This is a genomic window from Enterococcus sp. DIV1083b, from assembly GCF_051713705.1.
Taxonomy (GTDB): Bacteria; Bacillota; Bacilli; order Lactobacillales; family Enterococcaceae; genus Enterococcus_D; species Enterococcus_D casseliflavus.
Genome location: NZ_JBIOQJ010000001.1, coordinates 1,435,513 through 1,448,969, shown reverse-complemented (window position 1 = coordinate 1,448,969; position 13,457 = coordinate 1,435,513). Strand labels below are relative to the sequence as shown.

Sequence of the window (13,457 nt, the reverse complement as noted above, 5' to 3'; positions counted from 1 at the left end):
GTCTACATGATAGCAAAGGGTGAAAACGCTGTCAATCACAAATAGAAATTTTTTCCTCCATTTGTTCAATTTATACAAAATAGACCTTTAAATACCTAGGTGGTATTTTAAGGTCTATTGGTCGTTTAAACTTCACTTGCCTGCAAACGGTACATATCGGCATACAACCCTTTTTGAGCCAAAAGTTCATCATGGGTGCCTCGTTCGACGATCGAGCCTTTATCAAGCACCAAAATCAACTCGGCATCGCGGATGGTAGACAATCGATGGGCGATCGCGATCGTGGTTCGCCCTTGACGCATATTTGCCAACCCTTCTTGGATCAGTCCTTCTGTTTCAGTATCGATATTGGCAGTCGCCTCATCCAAGACCAGCACTTTCGGATCGGTCACCATGGTGCGAGCAAAGGAAATCAATTGTCGCTGCCCACTTGAATAGCTGGCGCCCCGTTCAATCACTTTGGCGTGGTATTTACCAGGTAATTTTTGAATAAAGGCATCTGCTTGAACAAATTTTGCTGCTGCTTCGATCTGTTCCTCACGAATGTCCTGATTCAATAAGCGGATATTGTCAGCGATGTCCCCATAAAACATGAAGGCGTCTTGCAATACGAGTCCGACTTTTTTCCTAAGCTCTTCCATCGTGAAGTCGCGGATATCTTGATCATCGATCAAAATTTGCCCTTCCCCGAATTCGTAAAAACGCATTAACACATTGATGATCGAGCTCTTGCCACTTCCTGTGTGACCGACTAAAGCCACGGTCTCACCTGGATAGGCGATGAAAGAAATATGATTCAATACGTTGTTTTTACCATCATAGGAAAAACTGACATCGCGAAATTCGATTTTTCCTTTGGTGATGGTTTGACTAGCATCGGGGTTTTGCTGGGGCGTGTATTCTTCGTTATCCATAATCTTTAGAATACGGCTGCCGGCGACCATCCCATCAGTAAAGACGCTGAGAAAATCCATCATCTGTGTCATGGGATTAAAGAATCCTTGAATATAGGTCGTAAAGGCGAAAATCAACCCGACTTCAATGGGCGATTCTAAGGCATCAAACCCAAAGACCGTCAACGACAAGGCGATTGCTAAGGCATACAACAAACTAATGATTGGTGATAATAGCAGCGCATTCGTGCGGATCATAGCGTATCTAGTTTTCAAATAATCATCGTTGGTCGCTTCGAATTCTTCATTCAGCCGCGCCTCTTGACGGAATTGCTGAATGATCTGCATACCAGAAATCGATTCATTCAATTTCGTATTCAGCTGACTCAGTTTTTCCCGCATTTGACGATAGATACGAGAGCTGAATTTTTGATAATACCAGATGACTACCATTAGGATCGGCAGAAAAATCAAGTTCAGTAAGGCAATTTTGACGTTGATGCGGAACATGGCGGCAAAGGAAGAAACCACCGCAAAAATTCCTGTCAATACCATCAAGAAGACATACCAAAATTCATACAACGTTTCTGTGTCGTTGCTGACCCGTGAAACGATCGAACCCGCTGGCGTCTGATCGAAATAGCGCATCCCAAGACTATGCAATTTTTCAAATAATTTTGCTCGAATATACTGATAGGTTTTTAAAGAACCCATCGAATAAAGGAACCATTGGAAAAACCAAATCACAGCTTTTACCAACACCCCAAAGAAATACAATGCAGCAAAGAAATAAATGACTTGCTGGGTCGCCGTTTGATTGGTCAAATAATTATCCATAAAGGTTTGAATGATCAAAGGCAACAGGATATTGACGATCGATAGCACAAAAGCAAAAAAGATCGCTGCATAGAAGGTTTTTCGAAATGGCTTGGCAAAAAGAAACATTCGTTTGATGATGTTTTTTTGCTCTTTAAAGGGAATCGATTTACTCCATTCTGATTCTTGCATTAGGCTTCACTCCCTTCGATTTTGGCTTCTAGTTGCTGTTTGTCCCACATTTTTTTATACCAGCCATTTGCAGCCAATAATTGTTCATGGGTCCCGCGTTCACTGATTTTCCCATTGTCGATCACGAGAATTTCTTCTGCGTGCTTGACACTGCTTAGGCGGTGGGCAGCAATGATCGTTGTTTTATTCTGACGGAACGTCCGCAACTGTTGTAAAATAGCTTCTTCCGTTTTGGCATCTACTGCTGAAAGAGCGTCATCTAAAATCAATAATTCTGGATCGGTGATCAAAGCACGGGCAATGGATAACCGCTGTTTTTGTCCGCCAGAAAGAGAAACACCACGTTCCCCCACCATCGTTTCGTACCCTTCAGGAAACTGACTGATATCCTCGTGGATCACTGCCAATCCAGCAGCTGCTTCCACTTCTGCTTGAGAAGCCCGTGGTTGCGCAAAGCGGATATTGTCTCGAATCGTCATGGAAAATAAGAAATGATCTTGCGGAACATAACCGATCGACCCCAAAAGAGCATTCAAGGAGTATTGCTTGCTGTCGATGCCCCCGAAGGTGATCGCCCCGTCAAATGAATCATACTCTCGCAACAAGAGCTTCATCAAAGAGGTTTTTCCAGCACCGGTTTTCCCGACGACACCAAGTGTTTGCCCGGCAGGCAAAGTAAAGTGGATGTCTTGCAGGGCAAAATCATCTCCTTGATAGTGAAAATCATTGATTTGAACGTCAACCGTTCCTTGGGCTGGGGCATCGACCGCATCTTTGGCTTCAATGATATGGGTCTTGGCCGCCAACAATTCGGCAACCCGATCATAACTAGCATTGCCTCGTTCCAGCACATTAAACAGACGTCCGATGGCAAACATCGGCCAAACTAACATACCGATATAACTGATGAAGGATACCAATTGACCGATCGAGATGGTACCGTCCATAACATAATTGCCGCCGACGATGATCGTTAGCACATAGGAGATTCCGATGATGATCGTAATAAACGGATCAAACAAGGCATCCAGAAAATTGACTTTGCGGTTTTTGATGATGGCATGGTCGATTTTGGTTTGAAAATCAGCGATGTCCTCTTTTTCCTGTCCAAAGGTTTTGATGACTTTCATCCCAGTAATACTTTCTTGGGCTTTGTCGTTGATGGAAGAAAATGCTTCTTGCGAGTCACGAAACGCATCATGCAATTTGCTGCCAAGAACCCTTGCCATGACTGCTAAGAAAGGCAGCGGCAATAGAGCAATGATCGTTAACCGCCAGTCGATAAAGAGAACCATCGCAATGATGGTTGCCCCTCCCGAGATGAAGGAATCGGCAAAGGTCAAGATCCCTGCCCCTGCCACATTTTGGATGGCATTCAAGTCATTGGTGGCATGGGCCATCAAATCACCTGTCCGATGCTTTTGATAAAACAACTGATCCATCCTTGTAAAATGTGCAAATAGCTGTCTGCGTAACGTTTTTTCTAGCCGAGCGGCACTGCCCCAGATATGCGTTCGCCAGACAAAACGAAACACGTATTGAGCGATGGCTGAAGCAATCAAGATCATGACCCAAAAAAAGATCGTCTGCATCGAGATCTCTTTTTCCGCAATCTCATCGATGATGATCCCGATAACTTTGGGAGGTGCCAACTGTACCAAGGCGACCAAGACTAAAGAGCCTACGCCTAACAAATAATGTTTCTTTTCTTGTTTAAAAAACCAACCTAACTTCCTAAATATTGACATAACACTCTCCATTTCTTTATGACCTGTTGCCTAAATTTTGCGATTTTTCCGAATATTCATTGGATTCAGATTCGATTGCTACCCCGCTATTCACAGAACGTAAACAGAAAAAGTAGCCTGGGGACATTTTTTATTGGCTCCTGCGTTTTGCCGCAATAAAAAGCGAGCTGATAAAATCAGCCCGCTTTTTAGAAAAAAACCTACTTTTGGTTTTTCATTTGCTGCATCATCTGACGAATTTTTTTCTCAGAAGGTTTTTGACCCATTGACATCATCATCGAGCGAAGCATATCCTCATTAACGGGAGGATTTTTCTTTAGATAATCTTGCATATATTTACGCGCCAAAAAGAAGCCGCCGACAGCGCCTAGTAATGCTGCAACAACAGCGATCACGATTACGATTCCTATATTAATAGTCATTTGAAAACTCTCCTTTCTCTTGTACTCTCAATGAATCATTTTACTAGAAAAAAACACAAAAAGAAAGAGTGAAAGCTGGATTTATCCAAAAACTTTCACTCGTTTCCTCAACTTAATGCGACATCTCTTTTGTTGAATAACCAATTTGTTAAAAGGTAGATTAAAACACTGTAAACAAGGATCCCGATCGCCATTTCCCAATAGCCCAATCCCGGATCAAAGGCAGTCATCTGCATGTCAGGACTATTTAATAAACTCGGTATTTGCTCTTTAATATTCATAAAATTAAATGGATTCCACTTCAGCCATGGGTATTTTTCTTGCGCAAAAAGCATGATCGAGTTGATGATGCTGCTTCCAAACAACATACCCAAGCCTAAGCCTACCGCCAAGCTTTGGGAGCGAATCACGGCTGAGATAAAGATGGTCAATGCAATATAAAAGACAATCAATAGCAAGTTGGTTCCCGCAAAAACAAGGGCAACGAGAATCGCCGCTAGCCCGTTGTAGCCAGTAGCAGCAAAAGGTGATTCAGCTGCTAAAAATAAATTGGCGGCTGCTAAACTACTGATTAGTAAAACAGCAGTCCCTAAAAGCGCAAATAAAAACGTGTTGATGGCTTTTGCTGCTAAGATTTGACTTCTGGAAAAAGGCCGAATCAATAAGAACTTGATCGTTCCTCGACTAAACTCTTCCGCCACTGAAGAAGCCGCCACAATCACTACAAATAAGTTTAAGAACGACGTCATATCGCTTAAAGAAGTAAATAAATCATTGGCACCAATTTCTGGACTACCTAAGCGTACAACATAGGTCAAGCCAAACGTCATTAAAACCAATAAAAGCAGCATGATCCAAGTAGAACGCTTTTTGGTTAATTTGATCCATTCATTTTTAATCAATGTCAGCATGCTTACAAACCTCCTTCTTCGGTCCAAGCCAAGAATGTATCTTCTAAAGAAGATTGCTTTGTCCGTAGTTCTTTTAAGCCGATGCCCGCCGTCACGATCGCTACAGCGATTTCAGAACGCTGATCTGATTGCAACGTGACGTGCAATTCGTCTTCTACATGCAAGACCTCGACGTCAAAGGAAGCTTTTAACAGTGCTTCTGTTTGCAAGTGATCATCGGTTTTGATGATCAACACATTTTTCTCTGCTTTCAACTCTGCCATTGCTACTTGATGAGTGACTTTTCCTTTTTGCACCACGATCAAATGATCGGCAATTTGTTCGATATCGCTTAATTGATGACTGGAAACTAAGACAGAAACTCCTTTTTCTCTCAAAGAAAGAATCATTTCTCGAAACTCCCGCATGCCTTTAGGATCCAGGCCATTCATCGGTTCATCTAAAACTAATAAGTCTGGTTGATGGACCAATGCCTGGGCAACACCTAAACGCTGACGCATCCCTAATGAATAGGTTTTGACTTTTTGATGGATATGTCCTTCTAAATGCACCTGACGGATCAGGGCTTCTAGCTCAGAGGCTGTGCCTTTTTTCTTCGCCATACGCTGATACTGCATCAAATTCTCATAACCGGTCATATAATTATAAAACTCAGGATTCTCAACGATCGCTCCGACTGAGGCAATCGCTGTTTTAAAAGAAGAATCCAATAAATTTCCCATAATGGCAATCGATCCTGTGTTGTGCTTCATCAAGCCAACGATCATTCGGATGATCGTCGTCTTCCCAGCCCCATTGGGCCCTAATAAACCAACGACTTGTCCTTGGTCCACCACAAAGGAAACATCATCAATGATTCGTTTGGTCCCAATCAATTTGGAAACATTTTGCAGTGCTAATACTTCTGTCAAAGTTACCCCTTCTTCCTAACACCATTTCTGCAACGATTTTAAATAAAAAACGTTATGATAATATGTATACCATGCCATCTCTGTAAAAAAAAGTCAAGAAGCGAAAAAGGAACATCGATGCTCCTGTTTTTGCTTCTTGACAACTTCGTTTATCACTGATGCTTTTCACGTTTGCCCTATTGCTGCTGGTCAAAAGCTTGGCAAAATTATAAGTTCTATATGCTCGATCTTATTGCGGGGTCACTCCGTTTGGGTGAATGCCAGTTGGGCGAACGCCGCCTTGTTCTTGGCACTTCTGATCTGTTTGATCACTTGCTTGAGCTGTTTCCACTCCTTTGCGCTTGGGTGACCATTCCAATAAAAGAGGTAAGGCTGTTCTTCCTCGGAAAATTCCTGATGGATCGGATAATCGCTGATCACCAAATCTGGTTTTTGAGACAGCGAATAATGGGCCATCGCTCGATGCGTGGCATTCATCAAGCGGTTCTTGATCCAAAGCTCTTGCGTTTTTCCGTATTTCGAATGGATCGAGAACGTGACCGGCTGTTCATATTTGATAAAAATAACTCTCAGTAACATACAGTATTGGAAAATCAAACGATCATTCATTTGCAGTAATCTACGCAACGCTGGTAAAGAAACAGTCGCTTCCAAAAAAAACCGTTTCATGGTTGGATAGAGTACTGGAAAAGCGGCTTGCAGCTCTTGCTCGTCGGTTGTTTTGCCAAAACTATCGCTTTTTTGTCGCGTACCAAAACAGCCAGAGGCGGAATGGATCATGACCAGATTAACCAGTAAATAGTTTTTTTCGGCTTCTGTAAACGTCAACTGAAAATACACGGCTAGTTTTTCAACGAGCTGTGCTTCTTGCTGGTACTTTGGCTGAGTCAGCCACGAGATGTTAGCAGCATCGAGATCCTCTTCAAGATAGGTGTTCATTACCCCAAACATATAATACAAGAAGCTGCGTTCAACCTCCGAAATTTCAGAAAACGGCAGATGATTCCTGTGAAACAATGGGTTCAAAAAGACCTGATCAAACTGTTTTTTTTCAATTAATGGGTGCTCAAAGGTCAGTACTTCGTTTGGTAAAAACGAAAGCGGATGCTTTTGATGGATTCTTTGCACGGAGATAGCGAATAGATGAAGAAATTTATCGATATCGATTTTTCTCATATAAGAAGCATGGGTTTCAAACAACGCTTCAGCCTGCTCTTTCTCCTTGATCGATGCCAAGACTTGTGAGTCCTTCTCATCAAAAATTTGCCAATAGGTAAGATGATAAAAATAGCGGATCGCATATTCATCACCTGCCAAAGGATCACCTTTTTTTAAACTATAGGACAAATGATAGTTCGCCAAAACATGATTTAACTCCTGCAATTTTCGTTGAATCGTGCGGGGACTGCTAAAGGTTTTGTGGCTGAGTTGTTCAAGGGAATGATAATCCCCCTGAAAGAGTGCATCCAGCAAGATAAACCCAACGGTTCCCTGCAACAATACACTATAGGCTTGGCTCAATAGAAATCGTGGAGAAAAAGCAATCGACACTTCTTTTTCCAGCCGATCATAGGTCAAAGTAAACTGAGGATAGCGTGCACGAAACACCTCTACTTGCTGAACGATCGACTGCATTTTGTTGGTTTTCCTATCGAAAACACCTGAGAGCTCTTTAATTGTATAGTCTTTCTTGTTCGTTTCGTAACAATAACTTAGAAACGCATAAATTTGTTTTTCTGTCGTATCCAAAAGTGCCTGTAACATGAAATTTCCCTCGCTTGTATAATCAGCAAACGCTGTTTTTATCCTAAATTTGTCATCTTACAAAATTGTAAGCTGGCAGTGTTTGGTGATGGTACCACCGTGCGCTCTTTTCTGTCAAATCACTTTTAACAAATTTTCCTTTCGTTATCTGTATATTTTCATAAAAAAAGTCTGACGCCTCAAAAGGATCGTCAGACTTTTTGTTAAAAACGGTAAAACAAAACGTGATTGTGCTTTCTGGGGAAGAAAATTCCAATCGTGGGTTATCAATTCTCTCATTATCCTCGGCTTTTTTCTTTACTGCCTCTCATCAGAAAATAACTTTCGATTCAGCCAGTAAAGGAAGACAGTAAGGATAACCACGCCTAGACCAAAGAGTAAATAGCGAATACTTGTATTTTTGCTGCCGGTTTTCGGTAGTACGGCTCCATTGACCTCCTTAGCACTGCTTGTCTCCGTACGTTGTTCCTGTTCCATTTTCACTGAAGACGATGCTTTAGCGAGTTGTTTGCCTGCGGGATCATCGGAGGAAACACTTCGCTTGCTTGACTGACTTAGGTTAGGCGCTAATTTGTTTGGTTTCGTTTCTGAATCTGAAAGATCCTCAGATGCCGCTTCACTAACGGTCGTTGTTCCTGTTGTTTCGGTGGTTTCTTGACTCCTAATTGTCTGACTCGATTCACTCTCACTAACTGGTTGGGTGTTGAAGTTTTCTGACTCACTTGCATTGTGACTACTTTCGATACTTTGAGAATCCTGACTTGTGTTTTCCGTAGTAGAAGTCCTTGGATCCGTCGATTGAGAGTCGCTAAATTTCGGTTCGATACTACTAAAGGAAGAGCCTGTTTCTTCAGACACCTTAGAGCTTGCGCTTATCTCAGAGTTCGTGCGCTCACTAGAGCTCGGGGGTGTTATTACCTGCCATTGACTAGGCTTCAAGTTTTCAGTAATCGTTGTTTCACCGTCATAAATCACAACTAAATCTACTTTATCCACACTTTTGATCTCATCGATGGCCATCTCAGCATAGATCCTTAAGTAGTTTTCAACACCTGAAAACCAATCGACATTTGTTAGATACGTTTCACCAATCACCTTTTCACTGTGTCCATTGCCATCCCAACCATAAGTTAATCGGATACAAACTTTTTGTGAAGTCAGCGTTTTGTTCGGCCGTACCGGGATCGTAATGACTTTCAAGGCTTCATCATAGATCACTCGGTTCGTTTGAACAGAAAACGATAAATTCCCTCCGGCTCGTTCTTTTGCTGAAGTATGATCGAAACCAAACACCAGCAGCAATAATCCCGCTAACAGCAAAATCAACACAATTCCAACCAGTTTTCTCATTTCCTCACTTCCTAAATGAATATTTCAAGATAACTTGATAAGGAAATTATAATAAATTCTCAGAGAAAACATGCGCCGAAAAAAAAAGGAAAGACCCAATAAAATGGCATCTTCCTTTTGCTATAAAGCATCTGAATTTGTTGATAATCTTCCACGGAATCAAATTGGGCGTGCTTATTCACACATTTTACGATTGTTCTACTTCCATTTAATAGAAACCACTATTCAAGAAAACCTTTGTTCGATAGATAGTAATAAATTATAAACCGCACCAAGGAGGTTCGCTTCGTTCCCGTAAAGACAAGCTTCGATGCTAATTTCTTTAAAATTCATTGCCAAAAGTGGTAACTGCTTTCGAACTGAACGGTACTGGTATTTTATTTCTTGTATTAAAATCGGTTGGGCACTAATGCCTCCACCAATCACTAGTTTGTCAAGATCAAGTGTCACCTGCAAATTAATAATCATCCGTGCAATCAGCTGACAATAGTCCACAAACAATTTCTTTAACGCCACATTCTCACCTTTGACTAGTTCATCAAAAACAGTTTTCCCGTCATACTGATCGTCCATATTTAAAAGTGCTGCCCCACTTTGCACGAAGCCTACAGCGGAACCTTTCACTCCAATTAGTTGTTCCAAAGATAGTTCTCCAGTCATATTTGCTAAAAAGCTTATCTCACCAGCCTGAAAGTTGCTTCCTTGATAAAGCTTGTTGTCGAGAATCAAACCACAACCAATGCCTGTACCCAAGACAATCGCTGCCCCGTGTGAACAGTCTTTTAGATTTCCAATCCACCATTCTGCTAACGCGGCGGCTTTTCCATCATTTGACAAAGCACAAGTAATTCCGTGTGTTTCTTCGATATATTTTTTTAGTGGGTATTCATGAAGATACGTTAGTGCTCCCCCGAAATACACAACTCCTTTTTTGGTATCAATTTTACCTGGTAGACTTATGCCTACCCCCTTGATTTGGTCATGATAGCTTTGAATAATAGAAGAAAACGTTTCGAGGAAATCGGTCAGATCATTCGGGGTTACACGTTGTTTTTTCTCCACGATGCTTCCTTTGTAGTCAATCAATGCATATTTGATTGCTGAACCACCAACATCAATTCCTAAATAATTCATCTATCCACTCCTGCTCTTTAATCAAACTGGTTTTTAAATTTCATAACTAATCGTTCAGTTTGTTAGTTTTCTGACACTCTCAATTGTTTACTGAAGAAGAATGTGATCAAAGCAAAGCCCGTAAAGACATAGCCTGACGAAAGCATACTGAATGCTGCTGTCTGGTTAGTAAAAAAATTGCTGATAGCAGACATAATATACGGGGAAAAGAAAACACCCAAATTAACGCCTACCATGCCAATTGATACTGCTAAATTTGCCGCATTTCTCGGTGCTTTTTGCATTAGTATCCCAAAAGAATAGGGTGTATATAATGCTGCTCCCGCACTGGCTAAAAAGATTGCTACGGTCAATGAGAACATGCTCGAACTGTTCGAGATTAAAAAGAATGAGATCCCCAAAATAAGATAACTAATAGGCATTGTGTAATGTTTCGTGTACTTTACAATGTTTCCATACAAAAAATTACAAATAAATGCGACGATCGTCGCCAATGATAGAGCAGTGCCTAAAAACTCGGCATCCGAAAAATTTGCTTCTAAAACAAACGTTGTTGCTTTCGTGTATAAATTCATAATAAATGCAAAGGTGAAAAAGAAGCCTAGCGCCGATAGAATGGTAAAAGGATTTATTTTGATCGTTCCCTTATCTTTCTCATCGCCTTCAGTCTTCGTGTGAATTGTTGGAATAAAGAAAAGAAACAAAACAACTGGTACCAAGGCTAAACCATAAACGATGTATGCATACTGCCAACTGATCACAGCCAACTGACTTGCTAAAAAGGTCATAATCATCTGACCTAAACTTTGAAAAGCAGTTTGATAGCCTAGCATTTTATTACGAAGCTCCCCTTCATAAAAATAATCAATCAGACTCACAGCCAAAGAATTATACATTCCTAACCCCGCACCAAGCGCTAAACGCGACAGATAAACAATTGTATAATTTTCTGTAATCATGGGCACCATCCCACTGATCCCAGCAATCGTCAATCCTAATAATACAACCGTCTTTGTCCCTAAACTTCTAACTAGAAATGTGCTTAGCAAAACAAAGATCATGATGGTAATATTTGGTGCAGTTACTAAGGATTCAACGGCAGTCGCTGAATGATCAACAAAGGTTTCTTTCATTTTAGAGACCGCTATGGCAATTGTTCCGCCCGATTGTAGCATCAATGAAATTGAGAGAAGTGCTAGCTTAAAGCTGGCACTTCTCGGACTTGCTTTCTCCATAAAAACACTCCTTTTTTGATTGCTTTTATTACTTTTGAATGAATATTTTGACGTCCCAAGGGTTTAGCTCAACACTCGTTCCGGCAATCGTTGTCTTATTTTCAAAAAGGTCATAATATTCTTTGGTGAGACAAATTTTTTGAGGATCATTACAATAATTAAAGTAGAAAGATACTTTTTGTCCTTGTTCATTTAAACAATTTTTGATAATTACAGGGAAAGCTTCTGAGGGTCTTTCAATTTGAGCATGGGTCAACATTTCAATGAATAATTTACGAATCACTTCATTTGAAGCAAAGCACCCAATATATGTTGCTGTGCCTTTTCCATAATGATTTTTTGTGATGGCTGCATATTTTCCCCAGTGCTGATGATTGTAGGAAGCGATCGTCTCTGCAGTAGTTGGGACCAGCAGTTCCATCCATTCAGAAATATCATACGTTGTTGCTTCGTCATCCGCGAATGACAGAGTCACATTCTTTGGCTTAACAAATTGCTGATAGTGGACCCCACAAACTTCCGAGATATAACCTGGCTGAGCGGTGGTCCGAACTTTCACATGCTCATCCGTAAAGCCAGACTTAAAGGTGTAGAGAATATGTCCTCCATTTTCCACAAATTGATTTAACTGTGCCAGTTCTGTGTCAGAAGCAGTGTATAAAGCTGGAACGATCAGCAACTTGTAACGGTTGATTCGTTCATCACCAACACTTATTACATCAGCGCCAACATTCAAATTATAAAGTTCGTCATATAGTTGACGAAAAATATCATTGTAGCCATGCGCACCGTTATTATATAATTCATGACCAGAAAACGGGAACCAGTCATTTATGGCTGTCAAGCTTTCATTACTGACAACAAAGGCAACTTGATTTTTCTGTTGTAACCCAGAAAGTTCTTTTTGGTATTTTTTCAACTCTGAGCCAATAATTTTCGCTTCGTTATAAACTGGATTTGGTTGCAGATCATGGCTTAACAAACCTTTCCAATAGGTTTCAGCAGAATTATGAATCGAATGCCAGTGCCAATAACAGATCATTGATGCACCTGAAGCAATATGGCTGAACGCTTGCAATCGCAATTGATTTTCATAAGGAACCCATTCCTTAAAGGCCTGTGCTTCTGTTTCAACAACAAAATAATTTTGATCTTTTGTTGTCCTAGCAACGTCCCCCGCAAATGAAATCTCTCTACCCGTGAGTTCATCCTGTGAAGGATGGTAAACATCAATTCCAGTAATATCGAGAGGTTTTGCAGCTTCAAAATGATTGACGTCTGGTTGAATGCCGAAAGAATAGCCACGCCATTCAAAATCAAAGTTGTGCATGACAAACTGATGATCTTTCTTATATTCATTGACGATCGAAACTTGCCATGCTAAAAAGTCAGTGACAAGTTTTCTTTGGAATTTTGAAAACTCACTGCCTAAGCTCCCATTGATCGTACCATTAACAGAGGGAAAATCTTCCCAAGCATTGATGCGATTGCTCCAATAAGACAAACCAAAGGCTTGATTCATTGCCTCCAAATCATGACTGAACATTTCTTTTACATATTTTTGAAATTGAATCTGGACATTTTCTCCTGCAGTTCCATAATGTTTCGTTTCATTATCTACCTGAAAACCAATCACCGCTGGATGATCAATGACTTCCTCAATCAGCTTTCGTATAATTCGTTCACTGTAATAAAGGTATTGAGGATTTGTTATATCCATAATTTGTCGCGCGCCGTACGTTTTCTTTCCTTCTTTCGTAGTAACCAATACCTCCGGATATTTTTTTACTAGCCAAGTCGGTACAGCATACGTCGGTGTTCCTACGATTACATCAATTCCGGCTGCATGCATTGCATCTAAAACACGATGGACCGACTGGAAATCGAAAACTCCTTCTTGTGGTTCATGGGTACTCCAAGTACTTTCCCCAATGCGCACAACATTGATATTCGCGTCTTTCATCATTTCAATATCTTTTTGCAACCGATCGTAGGGCATATACTCATCATAATAAGCAACGCCGTAGTGAATCTTACTCATAAATCTTCCCCTCTCTTTGAAACCGCTTTTATATTTGTGT

10 protein-coding genes are annotated in these 13,457 nt (G+C 40.9%); all 10 read right to left on the bottom strand.

Annotation, left to right across the window (positions count from 1 at the left end):
- Nucleotides 1-125 precede the first annotated feature (125 nt).
- Nucleotides 126-1,901, bottom strand: coding sequence for an ABC transporter ATP-binding protein (locus IGI69_RS06650; protein WP_010748035.1), 1,776 nt, complete (start codon nucleotides 1,899-1,901; stop codon nucleotides 126-128).
- Nucleotides 1,901-3,649, bottom strand: coding sequence for an ABC transporter ATP-binding protein (locus tag IGI69_RS06645; protein ID WP_060792801.1), 1,749 nt, complete (start codon nucleotides 3,647-3,649; stop codon nucleotides 1,901-1,903). Before IGI69_RS06645 ends, IGI69_RS06650 begins: the two co-directional genes overlap by 1 nt.
- A gap of 200 nt (nucleotides 3,650-3,849) precedes the next feature.
- A complete protein-coding gene (locus tag IGI69_RS06640; RefSeq protein WP_005225816.1) occupies nucleotides 3,850-4,071 on the bottom strand; it encodes a YneF family protein in 222 nt (73 codons plus the stop codon).
- 107 nt (nucleotides 4,072-4,178) lie between these two features.
- Nucleotides 4,179-4,982: an ABC transporter permease gene (locus tag IGI69_RS06635; protein WP_438740147.1), complete on the bottom strand. Its 804-nt coding sequence runs from the start codon at nucleotides 4,980-4,982 to the stop codon at nucleotides 4,179-4,181.
- Between the two features lie 2 nt (nucleotides 4,983-4,984).
- A complete protein-coding gene (locus tag IGI69_RS06630) occupies nucleotides 4,985-5,893 on the bottom strand; it encodes an ABC transporter ATP-binding protein (RefSeq protein WP_438740145.1) in 909 nt (302 codons plus the stop codon).
- 240 nt (nucleotides 5,894-6,133) lie between these two features.
- Nucleotides 6,134-7,657, bottom strand: a complete 1,524-nt coding sequence (locus IGI69_RS06625; RefSeq protein ID WP_438740143.1) for a helix-turn-helix domain-containing protein — start codon at nucleotides 7,655-7,657, stop codon at nucleotides 6,134-6,136.
- 297 nt (nucleotides 7,658-7,954) lie between these two features.
- Nucleotides 7,955-9,007: an LPXTG cell wall anchor domain-containing protein gene (locus IGI69_RS06620; RefSeq protein WP_438740141.1), complete on the bottom strand. Its 1,053-nt coding sequence runs from the start codon at nucleotides 9,005-9,007 to the stop codon at nucleotides 7,955-7,957.
- A 225-nt stretch (nucleotides 9,008-9,232) separates the two neighbouring features.
- Nucleotides 9,233-10,141: an ROK family protein gene (locus IGI69_RS06615; protein WP_434237730.1), complete on the bottom strand. Its 909-nt coding sequence runs from the start codon at nucleotides 10,139-10,141 to the stop codon at nucleotides 9,233-9,235.
- Between the two features lie 62 nt (nucleotides 10,142-10,203).
- Complete coding sequence (locus IGI69_RS06610; RefSeq protein WP_434237727.1) at nucleotides 10,204-11,376, bottom strand: MFS transporter; 1,173 nt, start codon at nucleotides 11,374-11,376, stop codon at nucleotides 10,204-10,206.
- A gap of 28 nt (nucleotides 11,377-11,404) precedes the next feature.
- On the bottom strand, nucleotides 11,405-13,417 hold the full coding sequence (locus tag IGI69_RS06605; protein WP_438740138.1) for a beta-galactosidase: 2,013 nt from the start codon (nucleotides 13,415-13,417) through the stop codon (nucleotides 11,405-11,407).
- Nucleotides 13,418-13,457 lie beyond the last annotated feature (40 nt).